General features: G+C 52.0%; 22 protein-coding genes. 10 read left to right on the top strand and 12 right to left on the bottom strand.

Features of this window, described 5'->3' with window-relative positions; all coding sequences use genetic code 11:
• Positions 1-94: 94 nt before the first annotated feature.
• The 3 genes from SNR34_RS09370 to SNR34_RS09360 form a co-directional block, all read right to left on the bottom strand.
• A complete protein-coding gene (locus tag SNR34_RS09370) occupies positions 95-379 on the bottom strand; it encodes a hypothetical protein (RefSeq protein ID WP_236421183.1) in 285 nt (94 codons plus the stop codon).
• Positions 380-477: 98 nt separating this feature from the next.
• On the bottom strand, positions 478-825 hold the full coding sequence (locus tag SNR34_RS09365) for a YlbF/YmcA family competence regulator (RefSeq protein WP_236421182.1): 348 nt from the start codon (positions 823-825) through the stop codon (positions 478-480).
• Between the two features lie 55 nt (positions 826-880).
• Complete coding sequence (locus SNR34_RS09360; protein ID WP_486181757.1) at positions 881-1,069, bottom strand: hypothetical protein; 189 nt, start codon at positions 1,067-1,069, stop codon at positions 881-883.
• A 28-nt stretch (positions 1,070-1,097) separates the two neighbouring features.
• On the opposite strand from SNR34_RS09360, the gene SNR34_RS09355 reads away from it, so the two are divergent.
• Genes SNR34_RS09355 through SNR34_RS09335 form a run of 5 tightly spaced genes read left to right on the top strand, consistent with a single transcriptional unit; the run spans position 1,098 to position 7,482 of the window.
• A complete protein-coding gene (locus SNR34_RS09355; protein WP_236421181.1) occupies positions 1,098-2,465 on the top strand; it encodes a YheC/YheD family endospore coat-associated protein in 1,368 nt (455 codons plus the stop codon).
• Between the two features lie 29 nt (positions 2,466-2,494).
• Positions 2,495-3,679, top strand: a complete 1,185-nt coding sequence (locus SNR34_RS09350; protein WP_486181756.1) for a YheC/YheD family endospore coat-associated protein — start codon at positions 2,495-2,497, stop codon at positions 3,677-3,679.
• 52 nt (positions 3,680-3,731) lie between these two features.
• Entirely contained in the window at positions 3,732-5,105 is a 1,374-nt protein-coding gene (locus SNR34_RS09345) for a YheC/YheD family endospore coat-associated protein (protein ID WP_236421179.1), read from the top strand.
• The gene (locus tag SNR34_RS09340; RefSeq protein ID WP_486181755.1) at positions 5,105-6,208 is read left to right on the top strand and encodes a YheC/YheD family endospore coat-associated protein; all 1,104 of its coding nucleotides are present in this window, start codon (positions 5,105-5,107) and stop codon (positions 6,206-6,208) included. The genes SNR34_RS09345 and SNR34_RS09340 overlap by 1 nt, the downstream gene beginning before the upstream one ends.
• 38 nt (positions 6,209-6,246) lie before the next feature.
• Positions 6,247-7,482 (top strand): YheC/YheD family endospore coat-associated protein, encoded by a 1,236-nt coding sequence (locus SNR34_RS09335; RefSeq protein WP_339277170.1) that lies wholly within the window; start codon positions 6,247-6,249, stop codon positions 7,480-7,482.
• A gap of 177 nt (positions 7,483-7,659) precedes the next feature.
• On the opposite strand, the gene SNR34_RS09330 is transcribed toward SNR34_RS09335, so the two are convergent.
• Positions 7,660-8,349 carry an HAD hydrolase-like protein gene (locus SNR34_RS09330; RefSeq protein ID WP_236421176.1) on the bottom strand — a complete coding sequence of 230 codons (690 nt, stop codon included), beginning with the start codon at positions 8,347-8,349 and terminating at the stop codon, positions 7,660-7,662.
• 140 nt (positions 8,350-8,489) lie between these two features.
• Positions 8,490-9,461, bottom strand: a complete 972-nt coding sequence (locus tag SNR34_RS09325; protein WP_343259729.1) for a Gfo/Idh/MocA family protein — start codon at positions 9,459-9,461, stop codon at positions 8,490-8,492.
• 408 nt (positions 9,462-9,869) lie between these two features.
• On the opposite strand from SNR34_RS09325, the gene SNR34_RS09320 reads away from it, so the two are divergent.
• The 4 genes from SNR34_RS09320 to SNR34_RS09305 all read left to right on the top strand — a co-directional run bounded on the left by SNR34_RS09320 (position 9,870) and on the right by SNR34_RS09305 (position 13,463).
• Positions 9,870-11,507 (top strand): thiamine pyrophosphate-binding protein, encoded by a 1,638-nt coding sequence (locus SNR34_RS09320; protein ID WP_486181754.1) that lies wholly within the window; start codon positions 9,870-9,872, stop codon positions 11,505-11,507.
• Positions 11,508-11,518: 11 nt separating this feature from the next.
• Positions 11,519-11,887: a carboxymuconolactone decarboxylase family protein gene (locus SNR34_RS09315; protein ID WP_339277166.1), complete on the top strand. Its 369-nt coding sequence runs from the start codon at positions 11,519-11,521 to the stop codon at positions 11,885-11,887.
• Between the two features lie 174 nt (positions 11,888-12,061).
• Positions 12,062-12,412 carry a hypothetical protein gene (locus SNR34_RS09310; RefSeq protein ID WP_236421172.1) on the top strand — a complete coding sequence of 117 codons (351 nt, stop codon included), beginning with the start codon at positions 12,062-12,064 and terminating at the stop codon, positions 12,410-12,412.
• A 58-nt stretch (positions 12,413-12,470) separates the two neighbouring features.
• Entirely contained in the window at positions 12,471-13,463 is a 993-nt protein-coding gene (locus SNR34_RS09305) for a 3-oxoacyl-[acyl-carrier-protein] synthase III C-terminal domain-containing protein (RefSeq protein ID WP_236421171.1), read from the top strand.
• Positions 13,464-13,609: 146 nt separating this feature from the next.
• On the opposite strand, the gene SNR34_RS09300 is transcribed toward SNR34_RS09305, so the two are convergent.
• From SNR34_RS09300 to SNR34_RS09270, 7 genes are all read right to left on the bottom strand, one after another.
• Positions 13,610-14,179 (bottom strand): manganese catalase family protein, encoded by a 570-nt coding sequence (locus tag SNR34_RS09300; RefSeq protein ID WP_236421170.1) that lies wholly within the window; start codon positions 14,177-14,179, stop codon positions 13,610-13,612.
• A 232-nt stretch (positions 14,180-14,411) separates the two neighbouring features.
• On the bottom strand, positions 14,412-14,687 hold the full coding sequence (locus SNR34_RS09295; RefSeq protein ID WP_236421169.1) for a spore coat protein CotJB: 276 nt from the start codon (positions 14,685-14,687) through the stop codon (positions 14,412-14,414).
• Positions 14,677-14,916, bottom strand: coding sequence for a spore coat associated protein CotJA (locus tag SNR34_RS09290; RefSeq protein WP_290371506.1), 240 nt, complete (start codon positions 14,914-14,916; stop codon positions 14,677-14,679). Before SNR34_RS09290 ends, SNR34_RS09295 begins: the two co-directional genes overlap by 11 nt.
• 273 nt (positions 14,917-15,189) lie before the next feature.
• Positions 15,190-16,575 carry a hemolysin family protein gene (locus SNR34_RS09285; protein WP_343259731.1) on the bottom strand — a complete coding sequence of 462 codons (1,386 nt, stop codon included), beginning with the start codon at positions 16,573-16,575 and terminating at the stop codon, positions 15,190-15,192.
• Positions 16,576-16,623: 48 nt separating this feature from the next.
• A complete protein-coding gene (gene yfkAB, locus SNR34_RS09280) occupies positions 16,624-17,763 on the bottom strand; it encodes a radical SAM/CxCxxxxC motif protein YfkAB (protein WP_236421167.1) in 1,140 nt (379 codons plus the stop codon).
• A 213-nt stretch (positions 17,764-17,976) separates the two neighbouring features.
• Positions 17,977-19,059: an HD-GYP domain-containing protein gene (locus tag SNR34_RS09275; RefSeq protein ID WP_236421226.1), complete on the bottom strand. Its 1,083-nt coding sequence runs from the start codon at positions 19,057-19,059 to the stop codon at positions 17,977-17,979.
• A gap of 104 nt (positions 19,060-19,163) precedes the next feature.
• Positions 19,164-20,594: a bifunctional metallophosphatase/5'-nucleotidase gene (locus tag SNR34_RS09270; RefSeq protein WP_236421225.1), complete on the bottom strand. Its 1,431-nt coding sequence runs from the start codon at positions 20,592-20,594 to the stop codon at positions 19,164-19,166.
• A gap of 119 nt (positions 20,595-20,713) precedes the next feature.
• Here SNR34_RS09270 and SNR34_RS09265 point away from each other — a divergent pair, with 119 nt between their 5' ends.
• Positions 20,714-21,469, top strand: a complete 756-nt coding sequence (locus SNR34_RS09265; protein ID WP_339277162.1) for a molybdenum cofactor biosynthesis protein MoaE — start codon at positions 20,714-20,716, stop codon at positions 21,467-21,469.
• Positions 21,470-21,527: the final 58 nt, after the last annotated feature.

Raw genomic sequence — 21,527 nt, 5'->3', positions numbered from 1 at the left:
CGTGCCCGGATTATCTTTGGCAATATGGAAAAAGGCCGGGCTCCCTACCACACGGAATGGGAGCCCGGCCTTTTTCAGGCAAGCAATACGCAGATTATACCGATTTTCCCTGCTCCTGCTTGTCCAGCAGTTTAATTTCCCACTGACGCATTTTGGCGCGCCGTACGGCTTCCAGCGCCCGCTTCTTCTCCTCATCCACACCAAGGATGAAATGAAGATGCGCGGCGATGACGAGCAGGGAGAACAGCACCCAAACGATGCCGAAAACGTTCACCCAGTCCATTCCGCCTGCAAAGGAAATTCGCGGCAGTGCAATGACAAGCATAGACAAGGCAATCAGCAGGTAGACAACATGTTTTACTTTTTTAAACCTTTTCACGGTTACACAGCTCCTTCGCGTCCTTGGTAGACTCTATATCTCTAGTCTATGAACGCAGGCCATGCATTATGAAAGGTTTGTACACGAAACGTCCCCGATTACGCTTGCGGGCCTCCGTACAGATGGCTCAGGCTGTCAGAAATAATTTTGTTAACATCCTCGATGATTACGCTCAGACGACGCTCTGCATCGAACAAGCGGCGAATGTTCAAGTTGAGGCTGAGTACCTCGAACAATTTCTCCATTTTCTCCATTTCTTCGGGAGCAGGCATGTCACCGCTCATCATGCGCTGCTGCAGCTCCATCTGCTGCGTACGGAAATTGTCCAGCATGCTTTTGGCTTCCGGATCCGCTTCGATCAGCTTCATCGCTGAAGTGATCTCCGTCACTTCGCTGCTTTCTTTCAATGCTTTTGCCAACTCGTTGGCCTTGTCGTAAATGTTCATGTTCATTTCCTCCTTGATTCGCCGTTACGGCCTACTTCGTTCATTTTCATTTCCATCAAAACGTCCATTCACCTGCAACACGCGGATACACATCCATCAGCTGCACCTGTCCATGCCTAACCGCCGCGTCGCTCGATACATAGATTGCATTTAATCCAAATGGGTCAATCACCAAGGGATTTATGTCCTCATATGATGAAGCACATCCATGTTCAGATGCCGCTTCAACTTTAACATCAGACATCAAGTTGCCGCCCGGAAGGAGATCCGAGATGTCCACTAAAAAAGTAACGATACAGGTCATCGGCTCGGGCATCCTGCAGGACGACGTCATCATGCTGGGCGAAGGGGTGCTCAAGACACTTAAAATCCCTTCTGGTCGACCGCTAAAGCTGCAATTCGGTTCTTTCCGCAGTGAAGTCACCGTAATTCCCGTGCCAAAGTATGACGGCCTGCGGATCAATCAAACTGTAGCCAGCAGAACCGGCCTGATTCACGGTTCAGTCTTGAAAATGTCCTATCGTCCAGGCAGCCGCACGCTTCGCCTCGGTCCATTCATCTGTGTATTGGTAAGCCGGGATTACCCCGATCAGCCCGATCGGCCTTTCGGCTCCATCACCATGTTTTGCCGGGAATTGGTGAATGCATGCCGCAAGAAAGGCGCCTATGTATCCTTCTTCACCACAGAGGATATCGGAGATATTCAAGGCCGCATGCAGGGCTGGGTATACGATGACGGCTGGAAAAAAAAGGAGCTGCCCATTGCAGATGTCGTCAACAACCGTCTCACGTCCCGGAAACTCGAGAACAAACCTAGCGTACAGCATTTCATCAAAGAAGTAAAATCACTCTACGGCACCCAAACCTTCAACGAAAAGTTTCTGGACAAAAACGAAGTGTTCGATGCCTTGAAGTCCGTTTCATCGCTCAAACGCGTCCTTCCCGAGTCGCATTTGCTCAAAAGCGCGGCCACGCTGAAAACCATGTGCGGCCGATACCCGGTCGTGTTCCTGAAGCCTGTACGCGGGTCGCTGGGCAAAGGCATCATTCGGGTCACCCGGCAAAATGATGGAAGCTTCCTGACCCTTACGACCGGCGTTGGCGGTACACGGAAGCAAACGTACTCGTCGCTGGATAAATTGTATGCCAGCGTATCCGGCAAAAACAAATCCACGCGATATCAAATCCAACAAGGCCTGAATCTGATCGACAATAACGGCAGACCCGTCGATTTTCGTGCACTTGTTCAGAAAAACCGTACCGGCAAATGGAATGTAACGTCCATCGTGGCACGGATTGCGGGTGGCAGCCATTATGTTTCCAATCTCGCCAGGGGCGGGTCGCTGAGCACGGTCAAAGAAGCCGTGTCCCGGACCTCATTGTCTTCTTCCGTCAAATCCTCAGCTTACGCCAACCTGAAACAAGCGGCATTGGATATCGCCAAAGGCATCGAAAGCTCCATTCCCGCCCATTTCGGAGAGCTCGGCGTCGATCTGGCCTTCGATACGAACGGACGCGTCTGGCTGCTGGAAGTCAACTCCAAGCCGTCCAAAAATGATAATACTCCGTTGAAAGATAGCAAGATCCGGCCTTCCGTGAAGGCGATGCTTGAATATTCGACGTATCTCGCCGGTTTCTAGAGGCGAATTCCGCTGGAGGTGTTGAACCGTTGCCAAACCGAACTTTCCCGCCCGACATCCTGACGATTCTGGTCCGTGAAGCAGCTGGCTCACCTTCCTTTTCGGATGAACCCTTCTGCCGCCGGCTTAGTCTGGAGAGCGGGCCTTACGGAATTCGCATCGTTGTGCTTCCGTTGCCTGATGACAACCAAGCAGCATTGCCGAAGCAAGGATTCGTTTTCGTTGATGATCAGTGGAGAGCCGTGCCTCTGCCTGCAACCAAGCTGGTGATGGATCGCAGTCTGCAGCCATTGCCCCAGACGTGGAGACAGCAGCTGAGCGCTCCTGGCCCTGGAGCAAGAACGACGTACTGGTCCGCTTCACTGCCCGGCAAATGGAAGGTGCATCAGATTCTAAGCCGTGATTCGGAAACGAAAGAGCTTCTTCCCCAGACGGCGCTGTTTCAACCGCACGTTCGGTGGGAGACTTGGCTGGAACGATGGCCGCAGGGCCTGTTCTTCAAGCCCGTGTCCGGAACACACGGGAAAAACACCTTTCGCCTGGCTCGCGGCACCGAGCCGTCCACTTGGGTCATCGACGGCCGCAACCATTCCAACGAGCCGTTTCATTGGCTATTTCAAACGCCCGAACACGTATCCTCCCGGCTTCATGCCTGCAGCTCCCGACGCAGGCTTCTGATACAGCCTTACCTTGACCTTAGCCATCATGGACGTCCGTTCGATATTCGGGCGCTGATGCAGAAAGACGGCCGCGGACGCTGGTTGCTCACGGGATGTATGGTACGGGAGGGCCCGGAGAAAACACTGACGTCCAACCTTCATGGCGGCGGGAAGGCCTACCCTGCGCTTCCTTATCTCCAAGACCGGTTCGGAGCTTCCGAAGCAAATGCATTGCTTGAACAAATAAAGCAGGCCGCGGGCCGGATCCCCCCGCTGTTGGAAAGGCACTTCGGCAGACTCGCCGAGTTGGGCCTCGATTTCGGAGCGGACTCCGATGGGCGCCTGTGGCTGCTTGAAGCCAACTCCAAACCGGGCCGCTCCTCGTTTGCAAAAGCAGATGACCCGCAGTTATTTCGAAGGGTCCATACCCGGCCGCTTGCCTATGCCCGTTATCTGCTGCAGCAACATGTTCTCGCTGACGTTTACCGTCCAACGAAAATGCCGAATACATCCAGCATAGCTGGCCTGAAACCCATCCGGAATCACGGCAGCTAAGGCGTGTCGCCGGCTTGCCTTGAAGGATATTTTCAGGATAGGAGGATAAATCATGAGTTTGACCACTTGCAACCTGCATTTCACGCAGCAACCGGATAAAGTGATTTATGTATCCAGTTCGTTAATGAAAAGCCTGAATCTGTCCGGCAAAAAAAAGATTCATCTGCGATTTGGGAGGGACCGGGTGCCGGCAACCATCAAGCCAATCCGAAAAGCAGGCAAACATCTATATCTTGCCTCAGGCATTCGCAACCTGATGAACGTTCCGAAGAGGAGCAGCGTCTACCTCCGCAATTTGCAAAATGACGAAGTTCAACTTGGTCCGCTGATCGGGATCCTTACCGACGGTATGGCCAGCAGTTCCAATCCGTTCGGTTCACGTACCGCATTCATCAAGCAACTGCTCCGCGAAGGGAGCCGGAAATCCTATATTTTCGCCTTTACGCCCCGGGACATCAACTGGCAAAACGAAACAGTGAACGGTTTCTTCCTGAGCAGCAGCGGCGGATTCACCCGCAAAACCGTGCCTTTGCCGGACGTGGTGTATAACCGTCTGCCCAGCCGCCGTTCGGACTTTTCCCCTGCAATCAACCAGCTGCGGGAACGATTCATCCGGCGCAAAATCCCGTTCTTTAACTGGAGCTTCTTCAATAAATCGGATATCTACAAATTGCTCGAAAACGAACCGGCCGCTAGCCTTCATATCCCGGAATCCATCACGAATCCGACGGTGGAACAGATGAAAGACATGCTGGAACGCCATCAATTCGTATATTACAAACCTACGGCAGGCAGCCTCGGCAACGGGATCTATCGCCTGACCTATTCGCCCAAACGCGGCTATTTTGCACGTTACCGTACAAAAAAGGGAAATGTCCTGATGCGCTTCGGTTCCTTCAACGGCCTCATGCGCATGCTTCAGGGGAAACATGGCAGACACTTGCGCGGTTATGTCGTTCAGCAAGGCATCCGGCTGATCGAGATTGACCATTGCCCGATCGATTTTCGCTTTCATATGCACAAGAACGGGAACAACCAATGGGTCGTTGTGGGGATCGGTGCCAAAAAGGCTGGCCGCGGCAGCGTCACCACACATATCAAGAACGGCGGTTCCCTGATGACCCCGGAAAAGGCGCTCAGCCAGAATTTCGGCGACCGCGCAAGCGAGGTTCTTCAGCAAGCCAAATCCGTCGCCATCACATTGGCCCAGGCGATCGAAAATCAACACCAGCATCTCATTGGTGAACTTGGCTTTGATCTGGGCATTGATCAGGAGGAGCACGTATGGATGTTCGAAGCGAACGCCAAACCCGGACGCTCCATATTCCGACACCCTTCCCTCCGAATGGAGGGCAAATCGTCGGTGGAGCACATTTTGGAACACTGCCTGTATTTAAGCAAGTTCCGGAAGAGGGACGACATTTGATGAGCCTGCACGATGATTTCAAACCTGTCATTGCCATACTGACCATGCATGATCCTCAGCGAATGTTCAGGGGAAACCATCAAAATTTCGAGGATATCATAAACACCGGTGAAAATATGGGTTGTTTGGCATACGTCGTGACCGTCCGCGACTTGGATATGAGCGGTCCCACCGTCAAAGGCTACACGCTCGGCAAAGGAAGCAAACGATGGATTTCACAGCTCTTTCCTTTGCCTCATGTGTTGTATAATCGCATCCCGAGCCGCGAGGATGAAAGCAAGCCGTTTGTCCAGCGCAAAATCGCAGAGTGCCTTCAATCCGGCGTCAGCCTGTATAACCCGTTTTACTTCAATAAATGGAATCTCTTCGAATGGCTGAAAAAATCGAAGACGACCCGACAGCTCGTTCCATACACCCGCCGGATGCGCAGCGCATCCGGTCTGGGCAGAGTGCTGCAGCAGTACCCTTACCTTTATTTGAAGCCGGAAAGCGGGAAAGCGGGCAAAGGGATCATGATGCTCAAGTTTCAGGAGAAGGATCAATTTCCCTACAAACTCAAAATCCAAAGCAAAAGACGAAGCACCACGTATAAGGCCATCACGCTCCAAAAACTGTGGGCACGCGTGCGCCAGGAGTCCGGCCGAACGCCCTATATCCTGCAGCAAGGCATTGAATTGGCTTCCTCCGGCAAACGTCCTTTCGACTTGCGCGTGCTCGTGCAAAAAAACGGGAAAGGCCACTGGAGCGTAACCGGAATCGGTGCCAGGCTGGCGGGTTCCCGCAGCATTACGACCCATGTTCCCCGCGGAGGCAGCGTGGAGGATCCAGAAAAGCTGCTGGCCGATCTCTTTGGAGAAGAAATGACTGCAACACTGATGAAACGAGTCAAATCCACGTCGATCATGATCGCCAAGCAGATCGAGCGTGGATCGGGAAGCACGCTGGGCGAAATGTCGATGGATCTCGGCATAGACGTTATTGGCGAGCTTTGGTTTTTCGAGGCAAACGCCAAGCCGATGAAATTCGATGAGCCCCAGATTCGCCGCCGATCGCTGGAACGCATATTTCAATACAGCACTTACCTGGCCCGCCAACCCAAATGAACTTGGAAAGGAATAACCGCTAAAGAAGGTGATTGTTTGTGTCCTCACCTGTTCTCGGCATCATGACGCTATATTTGAACGATCATCGCGGCTTGGAGGAGCGAGGCATTTACCGCAAGATGATACTGGAAGGTCGAAAGCGGGGACTGGATGTGTACGTATTCACGCCGGCAGACGTTCATTCCGGCGGCAAGCATATCAATGCGATGGTTTATAATCCGGGAAAAGGCTGGTCCAGGGAGTGGCGTTCATTCCCGGACCTGATCTTTGACCGCTGCCGGATCCAGAGAAACCACCGGTTTGTACAATTGCAGGATTTCCGCAAAAAATACGGACATCTTTTGTATTTGAACCGCCCCTTGCGCAACAAATGGACCATTCACCAGCTCCTTGCAACCAAAGCCGCTTTTCGGGAACACCTTCCCGATACCTGCCTGTTTCAGGATATGTCGGACGTGAACCGAATGTTGAAAACCTACCCGCTAATCTATCTCAAACCGATCAACGGCACGGGCGGTCGCGGCATTCTGCGCATCGAACACAGCAACAAGGAGCCCAACACGGTTCTGGTACGCGGACGGAACCAGAAACGACAAATCATCACGCCGCGCAATGTGCATATGTCTCGCCTCGGAGCCCTTTTGCAGCACTGGGACATGAAGGACAAATATCTCGTGCAGCAAGGGATCCAGCTTCAGCTCCCCAACCAGCGCGTGCACGACTATCGCATGCTTGTTCAGAAAAACGGCGAGGGGGAATGGGAATTCACCGGTTGTGCCGGAAGGATCGGGGCGGAAAAGAGCGTCACCTCCAATCTTCACGGCGGCGGCCAAGCCATTGAAATGAAGCGGCTCATGAAACAATGGATTCCGGAAGAGGAAAAGCAGGCCGAAATTGCGAGCACCGCCGAAAAATTCGGCATTGCTATCGCTTCCTTTCTCGAGGAAACCTATGGCGCCCTCTGCGAATTGGCGCTCGATCTGGCCATAGACAAAAGCGGGCAAATCTACTTGCTCGAGGTCAACCCGAAGCCGGCACGCGAAGTTTTTTCCAGAATCGGGGAAAGCGAAATATATGAAAAAGCCATCACCCAGCCGTTGGAATATGCCTTGTGGCTTTACCGGCATCGTCCCGTTTCTTCGACCTCATCGCGCCCAAAAACAGCCGCACCGACCAAACCAGTCACACCAGTCAAACCAGTCACACCAGTCAAACCAGCCACACCGGCCATACGCAGAGGCACCCCGTCTAGAAAGAAGAGAAGAACGAGATAACCCCGTCACCGAAAAAGGATCGGGAACTCTGGCATTCCAGAGTTCCCGATCCTTTTTGGAGTAAAGCAGCCTCAACGATCCATAAGCGCGTCTGCCGTCCAATGAAGCGAATCGCAATACAGCGATGATCGCGATTCAATGGTCAAGCTGAACATACAGCAATCGTGCATGACGTAGTTATTCTGCAGCATTCCGATACAAGCCCAGCAATTCCGTAAAGTCGGAGATCAACACATCCGATCCGGCCAGCTCCTCATCGCGGCCGAACCCGGCATAGGCGCAGCCGATGACGGTCTGTCCGTTCATCTTGCCCGCCTCGACGTCCGAGGAACGGTCTCCGACCATCCAGGCATCCTGAATGTGGTGCTTCTTGAGCAAGATCTGCACAAGATCGACCTTGGATGGCGTCTTGTATTGGCCTGCGCTATACACACCTTCAAACAGCGGCATGATTTCGTGGGCAAAAGCTACGCCTTTCACGTAATCCTCCAGCCCGTTGCTCGCCACGAACAGGCGCACGCCCTGTTCCTTCAGCGCTTCCAGCGTCTCTTTGACCTGCGGATATAGTCGAGAATCGCCCCCATCGAGCCCTTCAATCTCCAACTGAAGCAGCAGTTCGTCCGCGCGGCGATGGGCTGCCTCGGAAGCGTCCGGCATGACGACCTTCCAGATATCCTCCAGCAGCATGCCTAGACTGCCGAGCATTCGCTCCTCCGGCGGCGTTTCTCCTTCAAAATGTCCTTCGGCTCTAAGCGTATCGAACAGACGGTGATACGCGGGCATCAACAATGTTTCCGTCTGAAACAGCGTTCCATCCATGTCAAAAATCATCGCTTCCGGTTTGCGCAATGTCGTTTCTTTCGTCATATCAGAATTCCTTTCGGCTTGAAATGTTGATAGGATTTTTCCGTTTTTCCCCATGATATACTTAAAGGTTCACCAATGTAAACTTGAGCTGTTTTGCAAACCATCGACGAATCGCCGTACCCTGCAACATTGGCCGGGAATCAGGAAAGCTTCGGACTACGCAGCGCTTCCAGCACAAGCTGGGCCCGGTAACCGTCGTTGAAATCATAGATTCTGCCGGGCTTGCCTTGAAGGCGCGCAATCACATGTTTCAGCACAGGCAGCTCGCTCATGGATTCCGGGGTCTCGATGGGCATAAGCGGTTCGCCAATGGCCCCGCCCATCAACTCCTCCCAGTTTTCCAAAGCCAGCGTCCCTTCCGCTCCATATACGATCATGGAGACACGTTCCTCGCCCGAAAAATGGGAGATGCCTTTCAGCTCAACCCGTGTCCCGTCATCCAGTCGCATATCCGCATGCACCTCTCGCTCACATCCAAGGGCATCTTCGGGATAATCCACTTCGCTTCGAAGGACGGTGATGCTGCCAAACACATTCTGGATGACGTGGATCCAATGAATGCCGACTTCCAGAATAAAGCCGCCCTGCTCGCGCCCCGTAATCCACTCATTCTGCTGCCAGCTCCGCGGCCATTGCGGAAATTGCAGAATCAGTTCGATTTTGCGGATTGACCCAATCGTTCTCTGGTCCAACAGCTGCTGCAGTTTCAGGACGGCCGGCTCGTGGGGCATGGAGAAATGCACGGCGTGCATCACCCCAGCGCTTTCCGCTGCGGCTAACATTTCAGCCGCCTCCTGCGCGCTGTTCGCCAGAGGCTTCTCGCAGAATACCGGGATTTTGCGCTGCAGCGCTTCCATAACGACCTGGTAATGAACCTTGGGCGGAACCGCAACGTACAACAGATCGATCTGGCATTCGTCCAATAGTGCCTTATAATTCGTATATATACTCGCTCCCGGGTAGGAATCCGCAAAAGCACGCAGCCCCGCCTCGTCCGTATCGCATGCAGCCACGATTTCGATCGAAGCGCCAAGGTCATTTCGACCAGCCTGCTCAAGCATGTGATTTCCCATTTTGCCCAAGCCGATCATCGCCATTCTAATTGTTGTCATCCCACTTCACTCCAATCAGACTCCAGTATACCAGAAATGTAGGAAACATGGCTTTATTGCATAAATGAACACAGAAATGCGAACATGCGAAGCATGCTCCGCCAAACAACCATATTATGATATTTTTCGATTTTATTTTACATAAAAACTATTAATTATAATTTCTCAAAATAGAAAGACAGGCTTATGCGACTATTTATTTTTTCCAGCAGCCATAAGGAATAAACCGTTTACAACTTTAGATTCAGGAAAATTTACCCACAAAACAAGTTGACAAAAAACCACAAAAAAAGCTACTCTTCCTATTAACAAAGGATTTTTCCTTTCATATCTTCATCACGACGATCATTTGAACACAGAACACACCCTTTGGGTCTATCAACCTATTTGCGAAGCGAGGTGTTTCACATGACAACCGTAGCAGATATTTTGGCGAAAACTCTTTATGATTTGGGCGTTACCCACTTTTTTGGAATTATCGGAAAATCCATATGCCCGGCTGCTCTGAAAATGGTGGATTACGGACTTGAAATGATCCCCGGCAGACACGAATCCAGCTCGGGTTTCGCAGCTGCCGGTTACGCCCTTCAGACAGGCAAACTCGGCGTTGCCTTTGCCACTTCGGGACCTGGCGGCACCAACCTGCTTACAGCTGCTGCACATGCCAAGGCAAATAACCTGCCTGTGCTGTTCATTACCGGCCACCAATCTATACAGGAATTAGGAATCCCCCAATGCCAAGATTCCTCGTCCTATCTCGCCGACCTGGCAGAGATGTTCCGACCTGCAACGCTCTTCAGCAAGCTTGTGGAACGCGGCGACCATTTCGGCACGCTGCTGAACCATGCCCTATCCATTGCACTTGGTCCTAATAAAGGGCCTGTCCACTTATGTCTTCCATTCGATGTACAGACCGAACGCTTGAACGACTGCCGCATTGTCCTGCCGGAACACGAACCATTGCTCAGCGTATCCAATCTGAATCGCGTACTTCCGCTGCTGCAGCAATCCGAGCGGCCGCTGATCATTGCCGGAAAAGGCGTTAACCGGGCAAGGGCACACGATGAACTGGTGCATTTCGCCGAAACGTTCAACATCTCTGTCGTGACCTCGCCTGGCGGAAAAGGCGCAATCGCCTGGGACCACCCGCTCTACCACGGCCCATGCGGCGTTGGCGGCGTTCCCCATGCTGACGAAATGCTGAACCGGAGCGATCTGTTCATCGTGCTTGGTTCACGCTTGAGCGACATGACGATATGCAATCTCAAGCGCGAAAACCACCCTGCTCATCTGATTCAATTCGATACGGATCCGACATTCATCGGTAAAATCCTCGACTCGCATACCTTACATATCACCGGTGATCTGAAAGACAGTCTGCAGTTTTTGCTGGGCACGATATCCGGACACCCGATTCCGAAACCAAAAGAACAACCGCTTCCCCCTGACTACACATTGCCTTTGCCGGAACTGACCGGGCTGTCCCTTGCTTCCATATTGGAGAATATGAGCGACCTTCTCCCCTATGATCATATGCTGTTTGTTGACGACGGAAGTCACGGTTTCCATGCGGTTCAACGTTATAAAGTGAAGAAACCGGGAAGCTTTGTCTTTGATGCTTATTTTGCCTGCATGGGCAACGCCATCGGCATGGCCATTGGCGCAAAAGCGGCCGCGCGCCAGGAAACGATCGTCTGCATTACAGGGGATGGCTGCTTCATGATGCTGGGTACCGAAATTCATACCGCGGTCTGCAACCAGCTTCCCGTCATTTTCATCGTCGTGAACAATAAACAACTGGACATGGCTTTAAAAGGCATGCAAAAAACGACCGGGCGAATCGATGGCACGTTGTACGAAGTCCCCATGGATGCAGCCAAGTTTGCCGAATCGCTGGGTGCGGCGGCATATCGGGCCGAGACCCAAGCGGAGTTCGCTACCGCCTTGCAATCTGCCCAGCGTCTGCAGCAGGTCGCTGTCATTGAGCTTCTGACGGATCGCGATGAGATTCCGCCTACGGCTCACCGCACGCTGAATTTGGACTAGGAGGACAAAGCATGAACGAACAGGTGAATCAAGGGTTGGAGCGCTTCGCCAAGCTGTCCGGAAATTATGGAGCCAAAGCGCTTGCTCCCATTAAAGAGCATTTTCCCGAGCTTTCCGAATTTATTATGGGTACAGCTTACGGCGACATTTTTCAACGGACCACAATCAGCGAGCAATGGAAGGAAGTCGCCATCATCTCTTCGCTCATTACGCAAGGACAATACGAACAGCTGGGGGTCCATTATGCGATGGCCCTTCAGGTTGGCGTGACGGTGGACGAGCTTAAAGGCGTACTGCTGCATCTTGCGCCATGCGTAGGAGCTCCGCGCATTATCAGCGCATTTAATGTTTTGTTGGCTACGCTGGAGGAAATCCAATGATTCACTTTTCTACATTTATATACACGATTCGACTTTATTATTGATCTTTTAACATGGCCGCCTTTATAATATGGTTAAATTATCCTGACCTATGATATGGGTACTCAACGTATTGTTACGACCAGTCATTTTGTCCGCAGGGTAGCTTAACTCATTTTGAAGGAGAGAACGATTATGGGAAGTTTTATTCTGAAACCCGATGTATCCAAAAAGCTGTTAAACATTGAATTGGAGGGTTCTTTCTCCGAAGAGGACGGGCTGCGCTCGATCTCGGCATATCAGGACACGGTTGCAAAGCTCACTCCGGCGGAATACGAATTGCACATCGATTGCAAAAAGCTGAACGTCACTGCACCGGAAATTGTCCCCCTTCTGGAAGGCTGCTTGGCCATGTTTAAAAAGGACGGCTTCAAAAAGGTTATTCTGACGCTCGAAAACAATGCCATTCTGAAAATGCAGCTATCCCGTCTCGGACGCACCGTTGGTCTGGACAACCTAGAAATCATATCGACCGTTACTTCTTAAACACTCAATAAATCAGGCGGAACCATCTGGTGTCATCCATCCGCGGGAGGAGATTAACATGGCCGGAATTCGTATCGTAGACATCGATATCTATCATCCAGCAAACAAGGTGGGCAATGCGTTTTACATTGATCATTTTGATGCAAGGGGTGTGGATATTCGCGGATTGTTAAAAGCACTGGGTCGCGATCAGCGTTACAAAATCGACAACGAGGATGAAAACTCGCTCAGCATGGCTTTTGAAGCCGCCAGCAACGTGCTGGAGAAAACCGGGCTGTCCGGCGCCGATATCGATCTTATCGCTTACGCAAGTCAAACGCCGGAGTACATTTTCCCTACGAATTCCTTGATGATTCATCGCCTGATCAACGGAGCTTCCCATACCATCTGCATCGACAGCAATGCCAACTGTGCCGGAATGACCGCGGCCTTTGAACAGGTGAGCCGCCAGATGCTGGGCAACCCGCGCATACGGCGGGCACTGATCATCGGCTCCGATTATGTCGCTCCTCATGCAAGCCCGGATGATCCGGTCTATTTCGCCAACTTCGGGGAAGCCGCGGCAGCCGTCATCGTCGAACGTGACGAGCATGCTGTCGGTTTTATCGATTCCATCTATCAGACGGATACTTGCGTGTACAACAACTCCCTGTTTCCGGCAGAAGGCTTGGCCAAGCTTGGCCAAACAGGAGTGGATGCAGGTGCGCTTCATGTCAAGTTCATTCCGTTCGACGACTCCATCTGCGTGGATGCCGCTTCCGAATCCATTCTTACCATGCTGTCACGCAATGAAATCGGCGTAGACGAGATCAAAGCTGCCTGCTTCTCGCAGCTTTCCATCGCCAACATCCGCGCCGTTTCCAAAAACATCGGAATCTCCGATGATGTTGCCGTATATATCGGCGATGAGTTCGGATACACCTCGACCAGCAGTCCATTTATCGCCTTTCATCGGGCCATTACGTCAGGCCAGATCCAGCGCGGCGACAAGGTTCTGTTCTGGACGGTCGGCGCAGGGTGGCAAAATGTTGCCATGGTGGTGGAATACTGAAAAGGGTTGGCCCATTCGGCCGACACGGCCGCACGGCCAGCATATCACGAGAAAGCCCTCCTATATGATCCATGGAGGGCTTTATGTTGTGCATATGAGTCATTTTTGCCATGAAGGGAATCGCAAACGGCATTCGGCCGCAGACGCTAAAATATTTTTTTCGTTTCCCGGTCATCCTTCAACATTTCCACGGCCTCGCGGAACCTCAATGAATGCACGATTTCCCGCTCCCGCAAAAACTTGAGGCTGTCCTGCAAATCCACGTCATCCGTCATGTCGATCAGCCATTGATATGTAGCCCGCGCTTTCTCTTCTGCTGCAATATCCTCGTAGAGGTCGGCAATGGGATCACCTTTTGCCTGGATATAGGTTGCGGTGAACGGCACGCCGGCGGCATTGCTGTAGAACAGCGCCCGGTCGTGATTGACATAATGCGCGTCCAGCCCGGCTTTCTCCAGCTCTTCGACGGTAACATCCTTGGTGAGCTTGTAAACCATCGTGGCAATCATTTCCAGATGCGCGAATTCCTCTGTCGCGATATCGTTAAGCAGACCAATGACTTTATCCGGAATCGTATACCGCTGGTTCATGTATCGGAGCGCTGCAGCCAGCTCTCCATCCGCCCCGCCATATTGCTCCATGAGCAGCTTTGCCATATGGGGATCGCATTTGCTTACCCGCACGGGATACTGCAGCTTTTTTTCATAGATAAACATGCAATACGCCTCCTTTTACCGTTCAAAGTGGTTCCTTGCTCCCGTTCCGCTTCAGGGCCGCTACGTTTTCATTTCTTCAGAACATGTGTATGTCGTATGGCAAATGGCTAGAAGCAGCAACTCAACTTGGCGATGCGAAGGCACCTCAACCGATGGAAGAAAATCGTTGAAGTGCCTTTTTTCATGGTCCGCAAAACAGCCCATACGATGCAGCAGCCGATCCGGGCATCGATTATACCTGCCAAGGCCAGGGAGACTGGGACCATTCCCAGGGGTATTTGGAAAATGAATTGCCGAAGTTCTGCAGCGGGCCGTACAACTGCTGGAATTCATGGGCAACCCGCATCCGCTCCTGCGCAAACTTGTTGAATTGCTCGATGCTTTGATAATCCCCGGGATGCGTATCCAAATAGAGCGTCAGCTCTACCAGCACAAAATCCAAGGCCTGAAGCTCTTCAAGCAACTCATAATATTTCAGGTCGCCAGCCTTCGGTTTGTCAGCATCCATCCCCCTTCACCTCGCTTTCCACAAACTTTTTCGACGTGTACGGACTGTACAGCGCAGGCCACAACGTGCCTGCTCTCAATGCCTCAGACGGGCTGAACTGGGGCCAACCCATGGGCTGAAACGGAATAAACAGCTGGGGCGGGACAAGATAGGTTCGAATCTCCATCGGTTTGCATGGGTCAAACGGTCCAATAAACGGCCTGTATGCGCGAATCTGAGGATCAATCAAAGAAACTCGCCTCCCTTAATAAAAACGATTCTTAGGCACAACGCTATATGCCGAATCCGTTGCGTCACTATAACCTTATGTCGTTACGGACCAAGTTAATCCGAATTTTATTAAGGGTTGAGATTTGGAGGTACCGGAATTTTGTCCTGTCGCCTGGATGCGTAAAAGCAAAAAAGACCTTTGGCTTGTTGCCTCCATGCGCAACAGCCAAAGGTCCAAATATGTTCATAAGGTATGCCGCAAGCAAGTAGAGCCCGTGTAACGTTGCACCCTTCAATTCAAGGAATCTCCCGGTGGCGACGGCCTTTGCCCCGCCAAACCTTGATCCGCAAGCTGTCCTTCGGATTGCAGATCCTTATATATCCTCACTCTCGTAATGCGCAGACGCGTAGACTCTTCCACTTCAAATACGTAATCGTCCAGTTTCTTGGCCTTTCCTTTAGACGGGCTCCCTTCAAGCTCTTTGAACAGCCAGCCCCCGATCGTGTCCACTTCATCATCTTCGATCGCCGAACCTGTCCACTCGTTCACTTCTTCAATCAGGCAGCGGCCGTCCACGGAAAAGATACCGTCCTTGCGCTCCACATCCGGACGTTCATCCTCGAACTCGTCATACAGTTCGCCGACAATTTCCTCCAAAATCTCCTCCGCAGTCAATAGTCCAGCCGTGCCTCCGTACTCGTCAACAACAAGCGTCATCTGGGAGTGCTTACTCTGCATCAAACGTAATACATGGCTGATTTCCATCGATTCGGGCACATTCAGGATCGGTCTGACGAGCGAAGCCAAATCCTGCTGCCGTTCAGGTTCGGCCAATAGCAGGTCCGTGATATGGATGAATCCGATGATTTGGTCCTTGTCTTCCAAGGCAACCGGATAGCGGGAATGCTTCGTTTCGTTAATGATTTTCAGGTTATCTTCAAGCGGCAAATTCGCGTAAAGACAGTGCATGTCCGTTCGCGGCAGCATGACCTCGCGGGCGAGCATGTCCGAGAAATCAAAAATGTTGTCCATCAATTTGATCTCATCCTTGTCGATCACGCCGCTCTTGGCGCTCTGTTTCATCAGAATTCGAAGCTCGTCTTCGGAATGGACCTCGCTTTCGCTCGCCGGTTCTATGCCGACCAAGCGCAGCAATGCGTTGGCCGACGCATTCAATACCCAAATGAACGGGAAAAACACCTTATAGAATATGAGCAAAGGCGCCGACAACAGCATCGCGATGCCGTCCGTTTTTTGAATCGCCAGCGACTTGGGCGCAAGCTCTCCGAGAACGATGTGCAAAAAGGTAATGATGCAAAAGCCGACGATCACGGAAACCGTCGAGATCAATGCGGTATCCGTGATGCCGAGCTTGCTCATCAACGGCTGAACGAGCAGCTCGGAAATGGCCGGCTCGCCGAGCCATCCAAGCCCGAGGGATGTCAGCGTGATGCCGAATTGCGTTGCAGACAAATACGCGTCCAGCTTGCTGTTGACTTTGAGCGCGTAGCCTGCAAGCCGATGCCCCTCGGTCAGAAGTTGTGTCAGCCGGGTCTGCCTCACCTTGACGAGCGAAAATTCAGCTGCCACGAACACGCCGTTCAAAAAAACGAGCATGAACACGCAAAACAGATTAAACAGCAGCTGTCCGAAATGAAATTCCGTATGAATATCCAAGTCGAAGCTCCCCTTTATGATCTATTTGCAGGAATTAAACCTGGATTCCTAACGCAGAATGGCTTTTCGGGATTTGAAATCGATCCCTTTATAATACATGTCTGCCACAAGCAGATTCGGTCCGCAGCAGGAAGCCTCATCGCAGAAACAGTTGACGGTTTGGTTTAGCGGATGTTCCGCAGACCATTCATGGAAGATGTCGTCCAGCTTCCGGTCCTGCACATTGCCGAAGGCGGGAATGTCTGCGAAGTCGGTGACGTATACGTTCCCTGTAAACATGTTGACATTGACGCGATTCCTCCCGTCAGGGTCATTGCGGACCGTCACATTGGGCTCGCTGCGCAGGCGGCTGATCAACTTCCGGTCCTCCTCCGATGCACTGCAAGCAAAAAACGGCAATGTGCCAAACAGCATCCACATGTCCTTGTCACGCACATCCAGCAATCGGTGAATGGCTGCTCTCATATGTTCCAGAGAAAGGACCGGCAACGAAGACGCGAAATTGGAATTGTACATCGGATGCACTTCATGGCGGACGCAGCCCATTTCGCGAATCAGTTGATGAATGCCTTCCAGTTTCTCATGCGTGCGGAAATTAATCATCGATTCGGCGGAAATGAACATGCCTGCCTCACTCAGCTTGCGCGAGTTTTCAATCATTTTCTCGTACATTTTCACAGCAACCTCGCGTTTAACCGGTCTGTTGCTGTTGGCAAAACCAACCTGATGAAAATCGTCTGCATTCAAATAATTGAATGAAATATGCATGACATCCAAGTAAGGAAGCAATTTCTCGTATCGGCCGATGTCCAGCGTCAAATTGGAATTGATCTGGGAACGGATGCCGCGTTCCTTCGCATACTTCAGCAAAGGAATGATCATCTCGTCCACCGTCTTCTGGCTGAAGCTGGGCTCTCCGCCCGTCAAGCTGATCGTTTGCAGGTGTTCGACTTCATCCAGCCGTTTCAGCATAAGGGAGATGGGCATGGACGGCGCTTCCCGCATCGTCAGCATATCTCCTACCGCGCAGTGTTCGCAGCGCATATTGCAAAGATGGGTTACGGTCATTTCTACGCTGGTCAGTACATGACGGCCATATTTACGAAGTGAGACGATCGGGTCCCACGGATCATTTGCAGGCGATAACGGCAAGATTGATTCTGGCGCTCCTGAGTTTAGCATGGTCATTGTTCTTCACCTTATTCCTTTTCTTAACCTAAAAAGTTCGATTCATATCATATCCCATCTGTATCTTATGGGAATTACCTTTAATCATAGCACAATTTTGCGGGCTTCGGGATGAAGGCCTCTGTCCATTACATGACAAAAACGCCCGGCAATTCCAGGCATGCCTGCCCTGGATATTGCATCTGAGCGCCTCCGAATCGCATATGTGAGCAATTAGGAAAATTCATTGCAGTCCATTTGGGGCGGGATCTTTTCCGCTCCTTCTACACCGGTAATCATTACCGACAGCGCTGTAGTAAGATCGATCTCATACGGCTGAGCCAGCATCTGCCCATCGGCATCTTTCAACACCCTGATCCGCGGGCGCTGCGGGATGCGCGGATGAATCGCGGACACTACCCCGACTTCGCCCGTACTGAGCATAACGGATATACCGATCGGGTAAATGGCCACGCAATCGCGAAATTTTGCCAGCATCCATTGTTCGTAGAGCGTTCCCGAACCCGTGTATAACACTTCAACCGCCTGATGGGGCAGCAAGGCCTGCTGGTACACCCGGTTGCTTGTCATCGCATCATACGAATCGGCGAGTGCCAGCCATTTGGCATACTCATGAATCTCGTTTCCTTTCAAACCGAAAGGATAACCGCTGCCATCAATCCGTTCATGATGCTGCAGTGCGCAATGGGCGGCCAGAAGCGGGATTCCGGGTTCATCTTTCAGAATGCGGTGTCCATATGTAGTGTGCTGCTGAACGATTTTGAACTCCTCATCACTCAATCTGGCAGGCTTATGCAGAATTTCTGCCGGAACCTGGGTTTTTCCGATATCGTGCAGCAGGGCGCCAAGCCCGATCTCCGTCAGCTGATGCCTTGTATACCCCGAAGCCACACCCAGTACCAGGGTATAGACACATACATTGAGAGAATGATTGTATAGATCAAAATCGCTCGTGTTCATGTCCATCAGCATGATCATCGCTTCCTTCTGGCCGCCGATATCGTCCAGAATTGAATCCATCAAACCGCTGAACGCTTTGCCGAAATGCGGCATCCGGCTCTTTGTTTTGACCGTCGACATGTTCTGGAACTGCTTTCTGATCTCCACCAGGGCCCTGCGCCTCGTGTCTTCGTGCAGCATGTCGGGAACGATAATGTCGTCCGTGGCCGCGTCCTTGATATATACATAGCCGATCCCCAACTCTTTGAGGCGTGCAATCAAGCGACTGGTTAATTCGACCCCCTCACTAAGCAAGACCAAACCTTCTTCACTAAATATTCGTTTTCCCAGCTTCATGCCAGGCTGCAATAGGTTTATATGTACCAGACGCACAGCCTATCCTCTCCCGCTCCGTAGATGTAATTGCCAACAGCCGCCGTTATAGCAGAAGGCAAGTCTCGTTAAATATGTTGCCAGCGGGTTCGCAAACATTCGTCCAGCGCCCCTGGTCTTTTCAGTTCCGTTTCAATCAAATCGCGTATGAATTCGGGAAGACGGTACCTCGTCTCTGTTCCTTGGGCGAGGGAGGGATACCCTACATTAAACGTAAACATGTCCAAGGTCCCTATCACGATTTCCTCTTCGCCGCCAAGCGGTTCCCCGTCCAGGGAGATCGAACGGATCCGTTCATATGGACCACCATCAGGGTCAAAAGTGATCTCTAATCCGTCCACGCATAACGTGCCAAGAATATTCCCGCGGAACCCGAATCCGATAATCGGCTTGTCCGTGTACTCAGGCAGCAGACACTGCTCCAAAGCCTCCCGGAGATGACGGCCTTTTAACACTATTGTACAAGCATTGATCGGAGATGGACATAGGGAATGCAACATTCCTTTCGTAATGTCGCCTGAAGGCAAATCACCCAGCAGTTGGCCCGCGTTGACTACCGAAACCCGCGCGCCGGTGAAGCGGCGCACGGCTTGGGCCAGCAGATTGGCAAAAGGCGATTCGTGCACGTAATCGATGGCTAGCGTCCTGTCGCTAATAACCGCGGTCTGCCGAAGCGCTTCATTGGCAGCCATCCGGTCCGTTTCGATCGCGAGCACCACCTTTTCCTCCAGCAACGACCTGTCGACCGGAACGCAGCCGCCGTGCACCAAAACCGGCCTTCTCGATTCCGCTTTGCGTTCGAGCACCATTTTACCCAGCCACTGACCGAATTTCCCGCCAGCTCCGAGCGCCGTCCCGCCAATGATCAAAGGCTCCTCCAACACGTGATGGGTATGTCCGCCCAAAATGAGATCGATGCTATCCGTCTGCTCGGCCAGCCTGCGGTCCGTGGACAGTCCCAAATGGGACAGCACGATGACGACATCCACCTCGGGACGAATCGCCTCGGCCTGTTTACGAAGCGTTTCCACCGGGTCCAGCACATCCCAGCCAAGCAATTCGTAAAAGGACGTAAACGGCGCCGTAGCACCTAATAGGCCGATTCTGAAACCGCCTTTATCCACGATCAGGGAGGGCTTCATCCAGGCAGGAGGGAGGCCCGTCCGTTGATCCAGAACGTTTCCGCATACGACCGGACACTGCAAACCCGAATAGGACTTGGCCAGCTGCTCCGGCGTAAAAGTCAAACCTTCGTTGTTGCCAATCGTAATGGCGTCATATCCCGTCAGATTGATCACGTCGACGTTCGCCGACCCCAGTGTTCCTTCCGTTTCCACCGCCATGCGATCCATGTGGTCCCCTATATCCAAAACCAAAAAGGCTCCGGCTTCGCGCCGTTCCCGTTCAATCATAGCGGCGATGGAACTCATGGAATCAAAATGACTGTGAATGTCGTTGGTATGAAGTATCGTTAATCGCTCATTTTCCATCAGGCTCATCCTTCCGCCAATTATAGGTCTTGACATGCGTATATTCCTCTAATAGATAAGCATAACATTTTCGGCGTCGTTATGATATATTGAAAGGGTTTAGAGATCAAAAAGAGGTGAACTCCAGCATGAAATTGAAAATTCAGTTATTTGCAGGCATTGCCGAACGAATCGGCACGTCTGTCCTTGAACATGACTATCCCGGGGAACAGCCCACGGCTGCCTCGTTAAAAGAAAGCCTTGCCCTCGCCTATCCTGAGGCGGCTGCGCAAATCCGCTCCGCTTTTCTGGCCGTCAATCAGCAGTATGCCCCGGCGAGTGCAGCAATCCAGGCTCAGGATGAGCTTGCATTGATTCCGCCTGTATCCGGAGGAGACGGCTCCGATGCATCGCCTGACCAGCCCGCCATCACCGCCGCCGAGCACCGGACGCCGGATGGCATGTACATGATCACTTCCTCCCCTTTATCCGTCGAGGCCACGACCAGACTGGTGATCACCGCAAACCATGGAGCAACGCTGACTTTCGTCGGCACGACGCGCGAAATGACGGGAGAACAACGAACGGTTCATCTGGAATATGAAGCATATGTTCCGATGGCCTTATCTCAAATGGCGGCCATCGGAGCGGAAATTTCCGAACGCTGGCCTGGCGTGCAGTGTGCGATCAGCCATCGCATAGGTAAAGTGGATGTCGAGGAGATTAGCGTTGTCATTGCGGTGTCCTCTCCGCACCGCAGCGATTGTTATGATGCCAGCCGTTATGCGATCGAAAGGCTGAAGCAGGCCGTACCGATCTGGAAAAAAGAAATATGGGAAGATGGTGCTGAATGGAAAGGGCACCAACTAGGTCCATGGGACCCTACCAAAAACCTTGATAATTAGTCTTTCCATCTCTTGAAAGCTCACATGGATCAGTAAATAAGTCGTTGTCAACCCATTT

The organism is Paenibacillus sp. XP01, from assembly GCF_057364885.1.
This window is presented reverse-complemented; position numbering and strand designations above follow the sequence as displayed.

Excerpts from the sequence above, each read along its gene's own strand:
- SNR34_RS09365 (WP_236421182.1), bottom strand. The coding sequence starts at position 825 with ATGAACATTTACGACAAGGCCAACGAGTTGGCAAAAGCATTGAAAGAA.
- SNR34_RS09360 (WP_486181757.1), bottom strand. The coding sequence starts at position 1,069 with ATGTCTGATGTTAAAGTTGAAGCGGCATCTGAACATGGATGTGCTTCA.
- SNR34_RS09355 (WP_236421181.1), top strand. The coding sequence starts at position 1,098 with ATGTCCACTAAAAAAGTAACGATACAGGTCATCGGCTCGGGCATCCTG.
- SNR34_RS09345 (WP_236421179.1), top strand. The coding sequence starts at position 3,732 with ATGAGTTTGACCACTTGCAACCTGCATTTCACGCAGCAACCGGATAAA.
- SNR34_RS09340 (WP_486181755.1), top strand. The coding sequence starts at position 5,105 with ATGAGCCTGCACGATGATTTCAAACCTGTCATTGCCATACTGACCATG.
- SNR34_RS09330 (WP_236421176.1), bottom strand. The coding sequence starts at position 8,349 with ATGACGAAAGAAACGACATTGCGCAAACCGGAAGCGATGATTTTTGAC.
- SNR34_RS09325 (WP_343259729.1), bottom strand. The coding sequence starts at position 9,461 with ATGACAACAATTAGAATGGCGATGATCGGCTTGGGCAAAATGGGAAAT.
- SNR34_RS09320 (WP_486181754.1), top strand. The coding sequence starts at position 9,870 with ATGACAACCGTAGCAGATATTTTGGCGAAAACTCTTTATGATTTGGGC.
- SNR34_RS09315 (WP_339277166.1), top strand. The coding sequence starts at position 11,519 with ATGAACGAACAGGTGAATCAAGGGTTGGAGCGCTTCGCCAAGCTGTCC.
- SNR34_RS09310 (WP_236421172.1), top strand. The coding sequence starts at position 12,062 with ATGGGAAGTTTTATTCTGAAACCCGATGTATCCAAAAAGCTGTTAAAC.
- SNR34_RS09305 (WP_236421171.1), top strand. The coding sequence starts at position 12,471 with ATGGCCGGAATTCGTATCGTAGACATCGATATCTATCATCCAGCAAAC.
- SNR34_RS09300 (WP_236421170.1), bottom strand. The coding sequence starts at position 14,179 with ATGTTTATCTATGAAAAAAAGCTGCAGTATCCCGTGCGGGTAAGCAAA.
- SNR34_RS09295 (WP_236421169.1), bottom strand. The coding sequence starts at position 14,687 with ATGGATGCTGACAAACCGAAGGCTGGCGACCTGAAATATTATGAGTTG.
- yfkAB (WP_236421167.1), bottom strand. The coding sequence starts at position 17,763 with ATGACCATGCTAAACTCAGGAGCGCCAGAATCAATCTTGCCGTTATCG.
- SNR34_RS09275 (WP_236421226.1), bottom strand. The coding sequence starts at position 19,059 with ATGAAGCTGGGAAAACGAATATTTAGTGAAGAAGGTTTGGTCTTGCTT.
- SNR34_RS09270 (WP_236421225.1), bottom strand. The coding sequence starts at position 20,594 with ATGAGCCTGATGGAAAATGAGCGATTAACGATACTTCATACCAACGAC.
- SNR34_RS09265 (WP_339277162.1), top strand. The coding sequence starts at position 20,714 with ATGAAATTGAAAATTCAGTTATTTGCAGGCATTGCCGAACGAATCGGC.